This window comes from Methanomassiliicoccus luminyensis B10 (assembly GCF_000308215.1).
Classification (GTDB): domain Archaea; phylum Thermoplasmatota; class Thermoplasmata; order Methanomassiliicoccales; family Methanomassiliicoccaceae; genus Methanomassiliicoccus; species Methanomassiliicoccus luminyensis.
Genome location: NZ_CAJE01000004.1, coordinates 31,204 through 47,005, shown reverse-complemented (window position 1 = coordinate 47,005; position 15,802 = coordinate 31,204). Strand labels below are relative to the sequence as shown.

Below are 15,802 nucleotides of genomic sequence, written 5' to 3'. Positions count from 1 at the left end.
ACCATGATGGCCCCAGTTCTCACTGAAGTTGTCCGGGGAACGTGAGAGCAATAGTTTTGCTGATGAATATATAAATATTCGGGCGGGCGATAGGGACCGCATGACCGATGATCAAAAGTATCCGGAGCAGCCGCTCCCGGAACAATATCCTCCGCAGTACCCGGCCGACCAGCCGGCGTACCAGCAGTATCCCCAATACCCGCAGCAGTACCCGCAGCCCCCGGTCCGCCAGAGGCCTCTCGGGGTCACCATCCTGGCCATCCTGGAGATACTGGGGGGCCTGGGCTCGCTGGCGCTGGCGGGGATATTCTTCATCGTCTCCGCGGTCCTCGGCTCGGCCTCGACCATAGCGGAGATCGAGCAGCAGACGGGCGTGACCATTCCCGAGGAGCTGCTGGACATCGGCGCCGCATTGTTCGGGGCGCTCGGCATCATGTTCCTGGTCGTCATGGTCCTGTTCTTCGTGCTGGCCTGGGCGTTCTTCAAGGGCAAGAGCTGGGCCCGCATAGTGGCCATCATCCTCCTGGCGTTCTCCGTGATCACCGCGGCGGCCGGCGCGATCGCGTCGTTCGACATCGTCACTCTGGGCCTAGGGATCGTCATCCCTGTGATAGTGGTGGTGTACCTGTACATGCCAGAGGCCAAGACGTGGTTCACGCAATAAGCCGCGCCGCAAACCCCTTTCCGTCCATTTTTATTTTGCCGACCAGGACCCGTTCGGCGTCGCGGGCCCGTCCAGAAGCGCAGAGGTCTCCTCGGGCGGCGCGGCAGGGCCATCGACCTCGTGACGGTCCTCGAGCTGCATGAAGAGGCGTTCAAGGGACTGAAGGCGGACGCCGGGCAGTGGAGGCGAGCGAACGTTGTGATAGGGGGAGCACCGTTCGCACCGCCGAGGCCAGAGAAAGTGGTCCCCCCGATGGACGAGCTCATCGGAGAGTACGACCGGCGCGACCTCGCCGGCGAGGACGCTTTAACCCTGGGAGCGTGGCGGCATCATGGTCTCGATCGCATCCATCCCTTCAGCGACGGCAACGGGAGGATAGGGAGGCTGCTGCTGAACCTGCATTTCCTGAAGCGCAATTGGCCGCTGGCGAACATACTGCCGGCGGACAGGGATCGTTATCTCGATGCCCTCAGCAGAGCGAACGCCGGGAACCTGGGCCCGCTGACCGACCTTCTCGGGATGGCCATGGCCGCGTCGCTTCTGAACTTCTCGTCCTGCATGGGCACGGAGCGTGACGAGCTCAAGCCCCTTGCGGAGCTGGAGGGGAACGGCTCATACTCAGCAAAGTACCTGGCCCTCCGGGCCAAGCAAGGGAGCCGCCCGCCACCAGGGCGAAGAGCGAATGGCGCTCCAGCAGGAGAGCGCTGGACCTCTATACCGAGGAGGTGGGGAGGAAATGAGATCATAGGTCCAGAGATCGTGTCGGTCCCTTTTCGTAATAGAATTATGTTACGTCATAATACCTAAATATTATGCAAGTAGTGGTTAGAACGACAAGGGATGAGAGCATGAAGATCGGGATCATTGCATGCGAGTCGTTCAAGAAAGAGCTGGACGTGCTGACCGAGAACGATCCGGACATCGGTTACAAGGAATACCTGGAGTTCGGGCTGCACATCTATCCGGATGACCTCAAGAGGACGGTCCGGGAGAAGGTCGATGCGCTGGAAGGCAGGGTCGACGCCGTTCTGCTGGGCTATGGCATCTGCAGCTCGCTTCGGGACATCACGGACGATCTCAGGGTCCCCGCGGTCAGATTGGATGCCGACGACTGCATCGGGGTCCTCCTCACCACCGAGGAGTACGCAAAGGAGAGGAGGAAGTGCGCGGGGACGCTGTACAACACCCCCTACTTCGCCCAGAGGGGCCTGGACCGGATAAAGCTGGAGCTCAAGGAGAAGGTCCCCAACTACGAGGAGCTGGGCTTCGACATGGAGTGGTACCTGGACAAGCTGTTCGACGGCTACTCCAGAGTGCTGTTCATCGACGACGGGCTGTGCGACACGGAAGCGCTCATAAAGATGTCCGAAAAGACCGCCCAGGAGCTGAAGCTGAGGCACGAGTGCAGGGCCGGAACGCTGGAAGTGCTGAGGGACGCGCTGGCGAGGACCAAGGAGCTGGCCCGGGAGAAGTACGAAACGCGCACGGGAAGCCCCGCTCCGGCCGAGGCCCCGAAAAGCTGCACCCCGGCACAGTGAGCCTCAGGCCGGGCGGCCTTCCTCATGCTCTTCCATATTCCTCCGCCGCAGGACGGAGGCCAGGAAGGACACGGCCAGCACCACGACGACGATGGCCAGCGTGACCGTTGTGGCGGTGCCCTGCTCGGTGTACTGCAGGAACAGCTCCCCCAGCGCCAGGATGAGGCCGTACTTGGCCAGCCCGCCTACGGCCTGGTAGATGAGCGAGCGCTTGAGGTCCCATTTGGCGAGCGCGACGAACGCTCCGATGAAGAACAGCAGCGGGGCTATCCGCCCGAGCAGTATCATGCGTTCGTCGCGCAGCAGCAGGAAGTTGTGATATTTATCGAAGGCCCGTTCGATGACGCGGGGGACCCGGACCCGCTTCACCAGAAGGTACAGGGTCAGCAGCCCGGCGGCCTCGCTTATCGTGGCCACTGTCAGCATCAGGACGGCCAGGGTGACGGGGTCGATGCCGTACCCGGTGGTGTAGGCGATCACCAGGAACACCTCGGGCAGCGTGGGCACTCCCAGCGCGTTGACGTATAACACCACGAACAGGGCCAGGAGCATGCCTCCCACCCCCAATGGCTGGAACAGCTCGATCAGTATGGTCCCCAGGTCGGCCATTGAGGCAGGATGACCTTTATGAGGCTTATATACTTTGGGAAAATAGGCCCAGACCGTCAGGGCTCAGGCAGGGGTCCCACTTGCTGGCCATCTTTTTATACGGCGCGAGGCCCTAGGCAGAGATAGGGGTACTCTCGCTCAGGAGCATGGATCCGGAGCGGACACCATGTCCTTGGGCTGGGCCGTGAGATCGGCCTTCATTTTTTTCGGCGTTGAAGACGAGTCCGGTCACGCGGCCCTCACAGAAGTACTGCACACCTCTCCGGGCGGTGCGATGGACGAAGCCCCTCTTAGCGTGGATGCGTCGATCGACAACGCTTGGAGCTTCTTTGCCCCGGACCTCCGCTCCCTCCTGGGCCCGATGGAAGATATGCAACAGATGGTCATCTAATCTACCCTGGTCCTGCCGCCCGAACGCCTGACTCCCAATCGTTCATCAATATCCCAAATAGCCCTCGACGCATACTACTATCAGCACAAGACGAGATCATCTATCACACCGCTGTTCGCGCGATGAGCAACGAGCATGAGAGGGGACCGTTGATATGATCGAGGACACCCAGAAGAACCCCATCGACGCCATTGAGAAGAACTACGAGGACCTGTTCCTCGTGTCCGTCGGCCTGGGGGTCCCGTCGGCTGGGGCGATAGATGCCGCGAGAAAGGCCCACCAAGCGGTCCGGTTCCTTATGGATAAAGTGCTGAGCATGCCGCCTCAGGACATCGAAACGTTCATGGACTCGATCACGGACCTTGTTAAAAAAGGGCCTTACCCCGGAAAGGCAAGCGAGTACAAGGGGCGGATAGACACTATGGGCACGGTCGGCGGCGTCCTGGGCAGCATCGAGAGGAGCATGAGGTCACTGAGTGATCACCAGCGAAGGGTGTTCGTCCGCGAATCCATCGCCAGCGCCGCCGCCAAGGTCGATGAGATGGTCGACCTCATCGGGGACGATGTACTGTCGACCCGGGACATGGATAAGTTCAGGTATTTGGTCGAAGCACAGGCCGTGTTCCTCAAGTCGAAGAAGATCCTGGACGAGGTCGTGGCGGACCTGCGCAAAGGCAAGGACCTCGACAAGGACCTGCTGGACTTATACATCTTGGCCATATTCGCTCTACTGAGGGTGGAGGCGTTCCGGAGAGGCAAGATCACCCTTGATGACCTCGGGTACACCTACATGATCATGTTGACCATCAGGCCCTCGGACCTGAGCACGCACGGGTTCAAGATGGATCCCATCCCGAGCGACGATTGAAGTGGTGTTCGGAATGGCCGCGTTTCTACCCGACACAGGAGTAGTGATAGCTAGATTGTTCGAGGAGGACGACCACTTCAGTGCGGTCGACGCATATCTGGTGGAGATACCTCCCAAACAGGTCAAGTTGTCCTACGAGGTGTACCTTGAATCCGTAAAGAAGTTCAAGGACAACGCAGAGCAGATGCTCCCCCTCTTAAAAGAGGCGATGAGCGGGGTGGCGACACATCGGCGGCTGAGCATCGAGGACCTCGGTCCAGACCATATCGATCCGGTTGTCGATCTGGCTTTCTCAAAGGCCCGTAGGAATGAGGGGTTCTATGCCTGGTAAAATATCAGCTCAGGATCTCATGCCTACTGAGCAAGGACCCGTTCCGGCGCACCTTCGCCGAGGCCATGGAAGTCTGGGCCAACTACAACAATCAGCGGATGAGGTCGGTCTTCAGGGTATATGATCCACTGAGGGATTGTCTGCAATGCGCTACCGATGACGAGACTGGACTCAAGAACGATCTGGAAAAGTACCTGCCGTCACATTGCGCGTTCTTCGACAGGCCGAAGAGCGAGCACGATCTCAGGATCGTGGCGGAGATACTGGCGATTTCCTCCCGAAAGGGTCTCGCGGACCTAACGTTCGTTACTGTCGACAGGAGGTTGGAAAAGGCAGTGAGCACGGTCATGCCGGCCATGATCAGCGATCACCCGGGAAAGGTGGCTTGGATCAAATGTCAACTGCTGAGGAGGGGGAGCTAAGGTGAATGCTCGCTGGCCTCCATCCGACGGTGCGCCAACAAGGACCGAACTCGGCTCTCGCCCCCTCTCTTTATCTCTCTGCAGCATCACAGTTCTCAATAACGCGGGAAGGATCATCCGCCGCTCATCTGGTTGGTCTTCTTCAGGAATTTGGCCGGCGTCGGCTGGTGCAGCTTCCAGATTATATTCATCGGCCGGTCGCCTTCGTGCCGGACATAGTCGGCGGTTCCGAGGAAGGTGTATCCTGCGGTCTTTCCGAAAGAGTCTTTCTTGCTCTCACGGACGAACAGCAGGATGTGATCGCCCGTCTCCTGATGATGAATGTATCTCCGGCCTGTCGCCGATCTTGAGGGCGTGGTGCTTTGGCTCTGCCAGTGGAATAGCCGCTCGTTGATGGAGTAATCGTTGTACATCGTGGTGGGCGAATAGTCCTTGTCCGATTTGTTGAGAGTGATAAAGAACAGATCAGACTTCTTGTCCGGCAGGTGCTTGACGCCTTCCCTCACCGAGCTCGGATTCGTGGACCCCATGGCTGCCATGATCTGATCTCGGGAGTAGGTGCAGTACAGGTCCAGGGGGCACTCGAAGTCCAGGTCGTTCGGCTTATCGACTATATCAATGTGGTCCAACTGATACCTCAGGATCTCCTGCATCTCAGTGTACAGGGTCTTGTTTTGTTTCAGGCGGCGTAAGCCGTCCACGGTGCTGGAGAACCCGCAATCCTCCGCGGACTTCTGCCAAATGGTGAATTGCAACATCTGCAGCATCAGGCGTTCCGATTCATTCATCTGAGCCTCATCTAGATCATCGATGCTGGGAAGTACGCGAAGCAGGAAGTCGATCCACCGCCGGGAATCGATCGAGCAGATGCGGTAGAACGCCTTGGTCAAGACCTCTTCGTCCGGTTCCGAGAAGTCTGCTTTTATTCCGGCAAGGGCGCAGAGCCTGGAGAAGCTGCCATTGATGTACACGCTCCGAATATCCATGTGGTAATATGACAGGAAATTGTCGAGCGTGAGGGGCAGCTGGCTGTTCTCCTCGAACGACGCGATCCGGGATATAATGCCCGCCCTGCAGCCGAGCGCGTTCCTGATGTTGTTGTAAATTATCTCCTTGGCCTTGCGTTCGAGCTGGATGTAGCAGCCTTTAGGCAGGGAGCTGAAGCCGTTCTTGATCTCGTTCTGCACGCTCTTGGCGCTTTCGCCCAGAAGGGCGGCGAACTTCTCCTCGAAGCGGTACTGCCGGTTGGCCTGCCCGATGAAATCAAGCACGGTGAGGCATTCTTTGCCTTCCGAAAGTCTCAGCCCGCGCCCCAGCTGCTGGAGGAAGATGGTCAGGCTCTCGGTGGGCCTCAATAAGAGAACGGTGTTTACCTCGGGGATGTCCACGCCCTCATTGAAGATGTCCACGGTGAAGATGATCTTGATATCGCCGTTGACCAGCTTCTGCTTGGCGCTTACGCGCACGTCATCGGGCGTGTCGGCGGTTACGCTGATCGAGGGAATTCCTCGTTCATTAAAATGGTCGGCCATGAACTGGGCGTGGGCGACCGAGACGCAAAATCCCAGGCCCTTGACCTCGTCGATATCGGTGATGTAGCGGATGACCGACTGAAGGATCAGGTCCGCTCTCCGGTCCGCTCCCAACCATTCATAGGTATAGAGGTTGGACAGCTCCGTCCGGTCGTAGCCGCCCCGAGTCCACCTTAGTCCGGTCAGGTCCGCCGTGTCGGTGACCCCGAAGTAGTGAAAGGGACATAGGAGTTTTCTCTCGATGGCCTCCGGCAGACGTGATTCGGCCGCTATGCGATCGTCGAAGTACGTCAGCACACTTTTTCCGTCCATGCGCTCCGGGGTGGCGGTCAGGCCCAGCAGCACCTTCGGTTTGTAGTGTTCGAGGAGCCTCTGGTAGGTCGGCGCGGCGGCATGGTGGAACTCGTCCACGATGATGAAGTCATAAAAGTCCGGCGTGGTCCTCTCATCAAAGCTTTGAGATTGGAATGTTTGGATCGATATGAACAAATGATCCAGGCTCCCGGGGATGGAGCCATCGTAAAATGTATCGCCAAAATTCTGGTTCCTGAGCACGTTCCGGAAGCAGGATAAGCTCTGCTCGAGGATCTCCTTTCTGTGGGCAACGAACAAAAGCCGATTGGGCCTGCCGGGGTTCTCTTTGCAGAACCGTTTGTAGTCGAACGCGGAGATCACGGTCTTGCCTGTGCCTGTCGCCGCCACCACCAGGTTCTTGTACGAATGCCGGATCTCCCGCTCCGCGGCCAGTTTATCCAAGATCTCTTGCTGGAACGGGTATGGGGCGATGTCAAAGAGCATGACGGGGCCGGTATCGCCCTTCACGCGCTCGGCCCGCAAGGCTCGGCTCAGGCGGTCCGTTTCCTTTTCGGTGAAGACCTCGAACTCCGGGGAGTTCCAGTAGCTCTCGAAGGTAGCGTCGATCTTCCTCATGGTGTCAGGGAGGTCCTGCATCGTCACCTTGACGTTCCATTCCAGCCCGTTGGATATGGCGGCGTTGGAAAGGTTCGATGAACCGACATACGCTGTGCTGAAGCCGGTGTCGCGGTAGAAGACATAGGTTTTGGCATGCAGCCGGGTGCGCTTGGTATCGTAAGATATCTTCACTTCGGTGTTGGGGAGGCGAGATAGCCAAGTTACCGCCTTGACATCGGTCGCTCCCATGTACGAGGTCGTTATGACTCGCAATTTTCCGCCTTTGCTGGTGAAGTCAGAGAGCTCCTCCATCAGGAGCCTCAGCCCGCTCCACTTGATGAACGATACCAGCATGTCGACGCGGTCGGACGAGGCGATCTCCCTCTTCAGTTCAGCCACCATGCTGGGCTCGTGGGCGGCCCCGGTGAACAGCGAACTCTGAGATATCGAGGTCTCGGGCCTGGTGATCTCCGCCCTTTCGTTGATGGAATGAATCGAGTTCTTCTTGTCGACCAGAGCCAGTAACTGCTCGGCCTTTTCGGCGCTCATGTCCACGGTCAGACCGGAAAGGGCTTCTTCCCCCGTCGCCTGGACGATGGCCTGAACGATGCCGTTGACGATCCTGACCTGCTTATCCAGATCGCCTTCGAGGCGAGAGGACGACAGGCCTTTTTGCAGGACCGACGCCAGGTAGTCGGAGAGTATCTTGGGGGCTTCGGCATCGTCGATCGGTTCTTTGAAGGGCAGCAGGCTTGGCTCATTGTCCAGGGCGGCGGAGAGGTCCTTGTTGACAACCTGCTCATATATGCCCGCCTTGACCATCTGAATCCTCCCGTGCAGCGCGTTGTTGAGCCTTAATCTTGCCGGCGTTCCAGGCAGGATCTCAGCCTTTCCCGCCGCTCTTCTCCTTCAGCAGCGGCATGGCCTGCATGATCCCGGCGGCCTCGTCCGAAGTGTCCAGCTCCAGGTACGCCGCTTCCTTGCGGGCCGATTCGAGGGCCCTCTCCAGCTCCTTGTCCGATATCAGCTTGGTCCGCTGCTCCACGGGAGGGTTCACCTTGCTCGACCGCTCGTATTCAAGAGCCTTCTGCGCCAGGTCGTCGGGCAGGCACCGGCACGATTTGAGGGCGTCAGAGAACTCCTCGCAGAAGAAGGTGTCGATCTGTATCCTCCTCTTGGTGAGATGGCTGAGTCGGCCGATGACGCGGCAGATATCGTCCCTCTGCTCCGGGCTGAGCTGCTCCACGAACTCGTAGTCCTCGATCTTCTTCAGGCTGAGGATGATCGGTTCCAGCGAATCGAGGGTGATGATGTACGCTTTGTAATCGCCGAGGTTTATGCAGTGCTCCCGGAACACGTGCACGGTGTTCGACGGGACCACCAGGAACACCTCCTTGCGGACGTCCTTCTCCCGAACGTACTTGGACGCCTTCTCGGCCTGGCTCTTCACGTAGTCGGGGAAGTTGGAGAGGTCCTCGCCCTCGGGGCTCTTGGCGTCGAAGACCACATACTCCTGGCAGACGAGGATGGTGTTGTCCGGCTTGCCCTTGAAGGGGACCTTTTCCTTGTCGAGATACCCGACCTGGTGCTTCTTGCACAGGTTCTTGATGGTCTCCTCCACCTTGGCCTCGTGGACCGACCAGGTCCTCTTCATCTCCTCGATGTGCGACCTGATGGCCTGCTCCTTTTCCTCCTGGAGCTGCCGCTCGTCCTCATTCACCTTCTCGACCAGCGTGTTCAGGGAGGTGACCTTGGACAGGTAGTCCTCCTGGCGCGACCGCTCGGTGGTCCTGAACTCGGTGATGGTCTTCTCGCACTCGGTGACCTTATCGTTCAGGACGTTCAATGAGGCCCGCGCATCGATGAGCTCGGCCTTGAGGCGGTCGATCTCTTTGATGTTGAAGCGGTCCTTGCTCCATTCCTCCTCCAGTTGCCGCAGGAGGTCCTGGACCCTCGCATTGTGCGACTGCTGATCTCGGAGCAGCAGGCCGTACTCCTTGTAGGCCTCGTAGCCGAGCGCCTGGATATGGCGCCAGGAGAACAGCCTCCTGAAGAACCCCGCCGATCTCACTTCCTCGAAGAACGTTTCCAAGTATCCGGTCCCATCCGATACGGTGTGCATCCCCCAACGCTCCGGGGTGGGGATGGGGCCGGGCGCTTTTAACGGTTTTGAATTATTCCATCCTGGAAATTCAATCACACTTAAGAGCCCAAGATATTGATTCCAGCTTTGACAGCCTGGTTTTGATCATTAGCTTACCATTCAGCAAGGCTTACAGATACATCATTCATCTTGAAAAGTGAGAGATATATACTCCTGCCTCAAAGATCGCGACGTGGAATTAATAGTATCGCATACAAAAATTATCTGCGTAGATGAGCATCTGACGATTATGAAGCTCTTCTTAGACAGGGTGCTCACTGGCCCTATGAATTTTACGAGGCACTAAGGTGGGAAGCCGCATCATTCATGTTGAGAGGTTAACGGAAAGAAGGGCAGAGACGCCGTCAGTCTCGCCGAGGCAATGGTCGCCGAGAAGGCCGATTCCAAGATACGGGGAGGATGTGACGGGGCATGAAACCCCATTCATCCAGATGTAGACATTGGTGTGATCTCCATTATGCGGCCCTGATATTCTCTCCCCAGCCGCTGGCCTCCCTTTCATCGAACTTCAGGTTGATCTTGTTCACAACTTCGCTCACAACGTCTTCGGACGAGGTGGCGATCCCCGCCTCCCAACTCCCGCCGCCGGCCGAGTAGGCTATGAGGTTCATTGAAGACACTATCGCCACACCTCGATCGAACACCATAATCTTGGCATGGATGTTCTTGTTGGTGAATACCTCGATTCCATACCTGCGAAGAACGTCCATGAATTCCTGCTTGTCACCAGTCTCAGGCGGCCTAGTGAGTATCTTAATCTTTAGGCTCTTGTTCTGCGCGAGGATCTTTAACTGATCCATGATGTTCCCCTTGTCGACGTAGGGGTTGACGATGAGGAGCTCAGTTCGGACGTTCTCTACTAGATGGTTGGTCAGGTCGTTCAGCCTGCTACCGTCGACAAACAAGTGGTGGTCAACGAGCGATATGTTCTTTAGAGTGAGCCAGCCCTGGAACGCTCTGATAATATTGGTCTGATCCTCTTTCTTCAGCTTCAGGACGGATGGGTTATCCCCCTTGCGGTCGTCGACGAAGTAGTTCCTGTATTCGACATACAGGTCCTTGGCGACCCTGTACTCTCCGCTGTTGGTCTTGTATATGGCATCAATGCCGAAGAGCTCGCTCAGCACCGTGTTAATCGTTTTCGGGGGGAAACCGGTCAGTTCCTGCAGGTCATCCCAGGTCCTCGCTCCATCTACGGCTATCGCCTTAATCATCGTGCCCTTGTAGCTTCCCCAGAAATTCGGTTCGGTCCCTGCCATGACAGTCGGGCATGTACTATTGTTGTTTATTATAAGATTAGTGCCATCCATCCAGATCTAGACTTTGTTAGGCACACGCCAAACAACATACTCCGGCGACATCACCTGTTCTGTTCGAGGAGATGCTTCCAGACCTCGTTCGAGCGGACGCATCATTCCATGAGCACACCTCCTGTGGTTGGCGAACCACATGAACGGCAGGAAGTGAATCTTTGTTTCTTCATCCAGTCCCCCGCATGCGTACTCCAGCTAGCCTTCGTGGGGGCAGTCGTAATTGTGATGATGGACGAACTCTTGCACCGCGTCAGCTATCCTCTCCCTCGTCGCCTCGCTCGTATCTCCGAGAAGCTCGTCTAGGTGGTGTTCCATCATAAGCCGTTTCAAGTATATTGCTCACGCTAGTTTAGGATTCTTCTGACCACTAGCTCATCTTTCATCGGAATCTAATCGATCTCATTCATCATTTCGCTCATTATGGCAGTAGGAATTTTATAGCCTATAGAGAGCATCTGGGTGGTCATTCAGGGTCAGAGGTACCTCGCCCTGTCGGCCTTGTGAAGCAATGTTGTGGAAGACCCATATCCGGATCAGCAGGCAAGTGATAGACCAGCTTGGGATCTTTCTTACTGACAAGGAATTTTCCAATCTGAAGGATGGCGCCATAGCTCCAGATCAATGGAAGGATTACCCGCACCACTTTGGCAAGGAAGATAAGATCCGTAACTATCTGAACCTGGCAAGGTCTGACTTCCTTCGAGACGACAAGCCCAACACGTACTACAACCTCGGGGTGGCCTTCCACTACATTCAGGATTCGTACACCACGTATCCGTCCTACCTTCCTAAGCATCAGCAGTGGGAGGAATGGATAGAGAACTGCTATTTCGTGCCTAACATACAAGGAGCTATTCAAACCTCAATCAGGAATCAGGTTGTCGCGGATTCGTATGCTCAGCAGGCCGTGGCACTCTCCAGTGGGGCGAGCGGCCGAAAGGAGACTTTGAGGCTCACCACGATGAACGGGCAAAAGAAGGACGAGCATTCCATCGCCAGCCCCAAGGCGGATTTCAACATGGGGTTCCTGGCGAGCTACGTGGCCGCCAAGTCCGTGCTCGGCCCCAAGAAGAATCCTACCTTGGACGCGGCGCTGGCCTCCAATCTTAACTGGCACATCGGCCAGATGAGACTAGCTGAAATGGAATCGCTGAGCAAGATAAAGGATTTGGCAGACAAGAGGAAGGAAAAGGCCCAGAAGATAGCCCCGCCTAACGGCATGATGGCCAAGTTCAAGAACTGGCTGACTAACTTGAAAATAAATCGCCTGGAGAAGCAGCTGTTGCGGAGCAAGCAAGCCCACTTCCAGAGAGAACACTTGAAGGCAGTCGCGCAGAGATACAGCATGGCCGCGAACGGCATTGCCGCGGACCATGTCGGCTGGTACGAGTTCACTATCCCTCCCATCGACATCGGCTCGGTGATCAACGAGCTGGTGGAGGTACAGGACGCCTCCCGGGCCCTGGGATTGGACCAGCAGAGGCTGAGAGCCCTGCTGATCGAGCACGGGGCGCCCATATATTGCATAGGGGGCGCGTTCATAGCTGAGCGCTCCACCGTGGACAAGATCATCGGGCAGAACGCAGTGAACGGTTTCAACAAGCTCCCATCGTGAAGACAGGACGGAAAGGAAAAAAGATCAGCGAACGGGACGCCGTGCTCGCCCCTCATATCACATTCGTAGCGACACCCCCGATAGCAAGCGGTCAGCCATGAGGATGCGACCGGGAGTGCGATTCGTTGTCGTTGATCACTCACGTCAATCAAGATAGAATATGTCGGTCACGTTGATGCCGGACTCGGTGATCCTGAGCTCCCGGCCTCTGCCGCTCCTCCCGTCGACCCACCCGTTCTTGATCCATCCATCGATGTAGTGCCGCGAGTAGTACATCTTCTCAGCCTGCACGACTCGATCCCCTACACGGGCATCGCTGTCCTTCACGCTGCCCGTCTGTCCCGGCTCATAGGTCCACGCGCCGGCGTCCTTTATCGCCTTGATCAGAGCCGTGTACCTCGTGGGCTGCTTGTTCTCCTTCCTTTTCCTGAACTCCCTTAGGGCCAGGACCAGGTCCCTCGGCGGCAGATCGATCTGGAAGGTCGGCAGCTCCACGGGCTCGGCCACCGCTTTGGTCTGACCGACCAGCTTACCGTCGACGCTGAACACCTCCCTTATCCTCTCCTCGCCGGATATCGTGTAGGCGCGGGCGTGGACGGTGAACGGCTTTACCCCCTCGACCATCATGGATGCCAATGTGGCAGCGGCAGCGAACTCGGTGGTCCCCGCCGATACGTTGATGTAGACATCGTTCCCGTTCCGGCGCTCCTCGGACATGATCGAGATGAGGGATCTCAGGACGTCCTTGAACCGGTACACCTTGACCCTCTTTTCCACGATGCTCGCGTCCTCAAGTCCGAGAGCGTGCAGCTGGTCGACGACCTCCTGGTAGAAGTCCGCATACACTGTGGCCTTCTTGGCCTGGTCCCCTCCGTCCCAGTGCAGGATGTGGACCTTTTCTGCCCGCAGGTCCTTGATGGGGTTGACCACCTTCACTGTCTCGAAGGTCACGCAGCATATCACCACCCTCAGGCGGGGGATCATACGGTCGTATGCGCTGCTGCTCTTCGAGGGGGCCGGTCCACGGTCCCTGCTGTCTCCTGAGGTCGCTCCCACATCTCTCACCATAATAACCGTCGTCACTTGTATAACAAATATAACGTTATAATGATTTTGTATCGACGTGCGGCTCTCGGTCCGATGACACCGCAGATAGACCGCATGACCCAGTACCTGATCTCGAACGGGGATGTACCGGCAGTGACGAACCAGACCATCTATGAGTATGCGTGGGGCCAGGGCATCAGGCCTGTCATGGAGGAGCGCCTGAAGCCTGAACGCTTCACCAGGAAGAGGCGCCAGCCCCGGCACGGGGCGGCGAGGACCGCAGGGGCCGCTCCCGAGGAGCACTGCCCCGCTGAGCTGCTCAGTTGGTACATCGGAACAGCATCATCCGACCGGGAGGCGCGTTGAGATGCCCGGACAGCAGAACGGAGCGCCTCGCCACGATATCTCGCCGAGGAAGGCTGATAATGCCAGCGGGACTGGCATGATCAGAGCCGTTCTCGACCATGTGAGCGCGAGCGGTGACGATGCGCCCTCCGGGCCGCTCCGTCGCAGAACTTTCTTCAGGCCGTATCAGCTCCGTCCGCTGCTCAAGTTCACCAGATCGGACGGCCGTCTGCTCATCGCCGACGAGACCGGCCTGGGGAAGACCGTGGAGGCAGGCTGCATCATCCTGGACGAGGTCCTGAGGAACAGCGCCGCCAGGCTGCTGGTGGCGTGCCCCTCGCATCTGATGCACAAATGGAGGAGCGAGATGGAGAGCAGGTTCGGCCTCTCCTTCAACGTGGTGAGCGGGGCCGAGGCGATGAGAGATATCGCTGACAAGGAGCGGCAGTTCAGGCACATCGTGTCCCTCGATTCCATGGAGGCCAACCTCGATTGCCTAGCCCCCGCCGCCGGGCCGGACCTCGACCTCCTGGTGATCGACGAGGTGCACAATGTCGCCTGGGGCGAGGAAGGGGCTCGGAGGAGAAAAGCCTGCATGGAGCTGTCCGGCCGCTCCAGGAAAGTGGTGGGCATATCCGTGTCCCCGGACCGCCTGGAGGACGATGACCTCTTCCAGATCATCGAGGCCATCGATCCCGGCAGGCTGCCCTATGCGGCGTTCAAGAGGGAGATGCGCAGTACTGCCCGGCTGAGCAGGCTGGCCGAGAGGCTCAGGGGAGATGACATCCCGGCTTTGGAGGCGAGGGGCATTATCGGTGAGGCATCGGAGATCGCGAAGGAAGCCGCCGCGGCCGGGCCCGGTGGCGAGGATGCCATCTCGCGCGAGCTCGGAACGATGGCCGAACGATGGCCCTCCGATCCTGATGTAGCCCGTCTGCGGGTGGTCCTCGGCCGGCTGAGCTTTCTCTATCCCCTCATGACCATGACGAGGCGGGAGGAGGTCGGAGAAATGAGGCGGAGGGAGTTCCTGGACCTCGAGGTCAAGATGAGCGACGGCGATCTGAGCTCGGCCGCATCGACGCCTGACGCGACCGAGCGGGGCATCTTTCGGGAGCTTGACCGGCTGTTCGCCGAGGAGTTCACCCATCTTCACAGGAGGCAGCTGAGCTCGTCGATGCCTGCCATGGCGGGCCTGCTCGATGACGGCATGGCGCGCTTCGGGTTCTGCAGCGGGGAGGGGATCACTTCGGTCGAGTCGTCGGTGAGCGGCGCGACCGCGGATCGGTGCAGGAACATCACCGATCGCCTGAGGGGGCTCGGGGCCGACAGCAAATGGGATGTGCTCCACAAGGCCATCGAGGACCTCAGGGCATCCGGGGCGGCGAAGAAGATCATCATATTCACGCAGTGGCTTCCCACGTACCGGTACCTCTGCGGCCGATCGGACGGAGAGGGCTACAAGCTGTTCGCCGCTTCGGGGGAGGAGGATGAGGAGGTGCAGATCTCAGAGATGAGGCGATTCCAGGAGCACGAGGGGTTCTGCGTGCTCCTGGCCACCGACATCCTGTCCGAGGGAGCGGACCTCCGGACGGCCAACTGCATCGTCAACTACGATCTGCCCTACGACCCCCGGAAGATCGAGCGGCGCATAGGCAGGGTAGACCGGGTCGGCCAGGCCGATGACGTCGTCCATGTGGTCGATCTCGTAACGTCGGGATCGGTCGACGAGGGCATCCATCGGATGCTCCAGGCAGTGTCCCGTACCGCTGACCGTTCCGTGGGTGAACTTCCCGCTCTCCTGACCGAGGGCATCGACGAGCTAGACGCCGAGGACAGCATAGAGGCGGTCCGGAGGATCGGAGAGTTCCTCGGCCGCAGGGGGATCGGCGGCCTGGAGGTCCTCCGGAGCGCTGACGAGGCCTTTGATGAGGAGATCGAGCGGACGTTAGAAGACAGCGGCAACAAGGGGCCAGTCAGGCGACCCATGAACCACAAAACGAGATGAGTCACAAGAATGAACACTGAAGATATCAATATCAACAAGGAGGGCA

Annotated in this window: 15 protein-coding genes and 1 pseudogene; 11 read left to right on the top strand and 5 right to left on the bottom strand. The window is 58.2% G+C overall.

The features are described 5' to 3' along the window. The first annotated feature begins 100 nt into the window (after positions 1–100). The 3 genes from WYS_RS00915 to WYS_RS00905 all read left to right on the top strand — a co-directional run bounded on the left by WYS_RS00915 (position 101) and on the right by WYS_RS00905 (position 2,202). Complete coding sequence (locus WYS_RS00915; RefSeq protein ID WP_019176279.1) at positions 101–664, top strand: hypothetical protein; 564 nt, start codon at positions 101–103, stop codon at positions 662–664. 120 nt (positions 665–784) lie between these two features. Continuing rightward, positions 785–1,471 (top strand): Fic family protein, encoded by a 687-nt coding sequence (locus tag WYS_RS13845; RefSeq protein WP_049796201.1) that lies wholly within the window; start codon positions 785–787, stop codon positions 1,469–1,471. 5 nt (positions 1,472–1,476) lie between these two features. After that, the gene (locus tag WYS_RS00905) at positions 1,477–2,202 is read left to right on the top strand and encodes a DUF1638 domain-containing protein (RefSeq protein WP_238540769.1); all 726 of its coding nucleotides are present in this window, start codon (positions 1,477–1,479) and stop codon (positions 2,200–2,202) included. A gap of 3 nt (positions 2,203–2,205) precedes the next feature. Here the strand turns inward: WYS_RS00905 and WYS_RS00900 are convergent, their stop codons facing one another. Then, the gene (locus WYS_RS00900) at positions 2,206–2,811 is read right to left on the bottom strand and encodes a hypothetical protein (protein WP_019176277.1); all 606 of its coding nucleotides are present in this window, start codon (positions 2,809–2,811) and stop codon (positions 2,206–2,208) included. Between the two features lie 166 nt (positions 2,812–2,977). Between WYS_RS00900 and WYS_RS00895 the strand changes: the two genes are divergently transcribed. From WYS_RS00895 to WYS_RS00880, 4 genes are all read left to right on the top strand, one after another. Continuing rightward, positions 2,978–3,202, top strand: a complete 225-nt coding sequence (locus WYS_RS00895) for a hypothetical protein (protein WP_019176276.1) — start codon at positions 2,978–2,980, stop codon at positions 3,200–3,202. A gap of 154 nt (positions 3,203–3,356) precedes the next feature. Further along, the gene (locus WYS_RS00890) at positions 3,357–4,070 is read left to right on the top strand and encodes a hypothetical protein (protein ID WP_019176275.1); all 714 of its coding nucleotides are present in this window, start codon (positions 3,357–3,359) and stop codon (positions 4,068–4,070) included. Positions 4,071–4,083: 13 nt separating this feature from the next. Then, positions 4,084–4,401: a hypothetical protein gene (locus WYS_RS00885; protein ID WP_147654519.1), complete on the top strand. Its 318-nt coding sequence runs from the start codon at positions 4,084–4,086 to the stop codon at positions 4,399–4,401. 65 nt (positions 4,402–4,466) lie between these two features. Next, positions 4,467–4,823 carry a hypothetical protein gene (locus WYS_RS00880; protein ID WP_019176273.1) on the top strand — a complete coding sequence of 119 codons (357 nt, stop codon included), beginning with the start codon at positions 4,467–4,469 and terminating at the stop codon, positions 4,821–4,823. Positions 4,824–4,936: 113 nt separating this feature from the next. Here the strand turns inward: WYS_RS00880 and WYS_RS00875 are convergent, their stop codons facing one another. From WYS_RS00875 to WYS_RS00865, 3 genes are all read right to left on the bottom strand, one after another. Beyond that, positions 4,937–8,089: a DUF3427 domain-containing protein gene (locus WYS_RS00875; protein ID WP_019176272.1), complete on the bottom strand. Its 3,153-nt coding sequence runs from the start codon at positions 8,087–8,089 to the stop codon at positions 4,937–4,939. 61 nt (positions 8,090–8,150) lie between these two features. Further along, positions 8,151–9,389, bottom strand: coding sequence for a hypothetical protein (locus WYS_RS00870; RefSeq protein WP_019176271.1), 1,239 nt, complete (start codon positions 9,387–9,389; stop codon positions 8,151–8,153). A gap of 497 nt (positions 9,390–9,886) precedes the next feature. Next, positions 9,887–10,690: a phospholipase D-like domain-containing protein gene (locus WYS_RS00865; RefSeq protein ID WP_019176270.1), complete on the bottom strand. Its 804-nt coding sequence runs from the start codon at positions 10,688–10,690 to the stop codon at positions 9,887–9,889. 562 nt (positions 10,691–11,252) lie between these two features. Here WYS_RS00865 and WYS_RS16590 point away from each other — a divergent pair. Beyond that, a pseudogene (locus tag WYS_RS16590) lies at positions 11,253–11,555 on the top strand (zinc dependent phospholipase C family protein); the annotation flags it as partial. 150 nt (positions 11,556–11,705) lie between these two features. Beyond that, positions 11,706–12,359 (top strand): hypothetical protein, encoded by a 654-nt coding sequence (locus tag WYS_RS16430; protein ID WP_236993942.1) that lies wholly within the window; start codon positions 11,706–11,708, stop codon positions 12,357–12,359. Between the two features lie 144 nt (positions 12,360–12,503). Here WYS_RS16430 and WYS_RS00850 read toward each other — a convergent pair whose 3' ends face one another. Beyond that, positions 12,504–13,442 (bottom strand): HFX_2341 family transcriptional regulator domain-containing protein, encoded by a 939-nt coding sequence (locus WYS_RS00850; RefSeq protein WP_238540768.1) that lies wholly within the window; start codon positions 13,440–13,442, stop codon positions 12,504–12,506. Between the two features lie 57 nt (positions 13,443–13,499). Here WYS_RS00850 and WYS_RS00845 point away from each other — a divergent pair, with 57 nt between their 5' ends. Both WYS_RS00845 and WYS_RS00840 read left to right on the top strand, forming a co-directional pair. Then, positions 13,500–13,772 carry a hypothetical protein gene (locus tag WYS_RS00845; protein WP_019176266.1) on the top strand — a complete coding sequence of 91 codons (273 nt, stop codon included), beginning with the start codon at positions 13,500–13,502 and terminating at the stop codon, positions 13,770–13,772. 76 nt (positions 13,773–13,848) lie between these two features. Then, positions 13,849–15,756 (top strand): helicase-related protein, encoded by a 1,908-nt coding sequence (locus WYS_RS00840; RefSeq protein WP_019176265.1) that lies wholly within the window; start codon positions 13,849–13,851, stop codon positions 15,754–15,756. Positions 15,757–15,802: the final 46 nt, after the last annotated feature.

Bases quoted from the DNA above. Each gene is read 5' to 3' on its own strand.
- WYS_RS00900 (WP_019176277.1), bottom strand. From the start codon at position 2,811: ATGGCCGACCTGGGGACCATACTGATCGAGCTGTTCCAGCCATTGGGG.
- WYS_RS00875 (WP_019176272.1), bottom strand. From the start codon at position 8,089: ATGGTCAAGGCGGGCATATATGAGCAGGTTGTCAACAAGGACCTCTCC.
- WYS_RS00890 (WP_019176275.1), top strand. From the start codon at position 3,357: ATGATCGAGGACACCCAGAAGAACCCCATCGACGCCATTGAGAAGAAC.
- WYS_RS00840 (WP_019176265.1), top strand. From the start codon at position 13,849: ATGATCAGAGCCGTTCTCGACCATGTGAGCGCGAGCGGTGACGATGCG.
- WYS_RS00845 (WP_019176266.1), top strand. From the start codon at position 13,500: ATGACACCGCAGATAGACCGCATGACCCAGTACCTGATCTCGAACGGG.
- WYS_RS16430 (WP_236993942.1), top strand. From the start codon at position 11,706: ATGAACGGGCAAAAGAAGGACGAGCATTCCATCGCCAGCCCCAAGGCG.
- WYS_RS00865 (WP_019176270.1), bottom strand. From the start codon at position 10,690: ATGGCAGGGACCGAACCGAATTTCTGGGGAAGCTACAAGGGCACGATG.
- WYS_RS00895 (WP_019176276.1), top strand. From the start codon at position 2,978: ATGTCCTTGGGCTGGGCCGTGAGATCGGCCTTCATTTTTTTCGGCGTT.
- WYS_RS00885 (WP_147654519.1), top strand. From the start codon at position 4,084: ATGGCCGCGTTTCTACCCGACACAGGAGTAGTGATAGCTAGATTGTTC.
- WYS_RS00915 (WP_019176279.1), top strand. From the start codon at position 101: ATGACCGATGATCAAAAGTATCCGGAGCAGCCGCTCCCGGAACAATAT.
- WYS_RS00870 (WP_019176271.1), bottom strand. From the start codon at position 9,389: ATGCACACCGTATCGGATGGGACCGGATACTTGGAAACGTTCTTCGAG.
- WYS_RS00905 (WP_238540769.1), top strand. From the start codon at position 1,477: ATGCAAGTAGTGGTTAGAACGACAAGGGATGAGAGCATGAAGATCGGG.
- WYS_RS00880 (WP_019176273.1), top strand. From the start codon at position 4,467: ATGGAAGTCTGGGCCAACTACAACAATCAGCGGATGAGGTCGGTCTTC.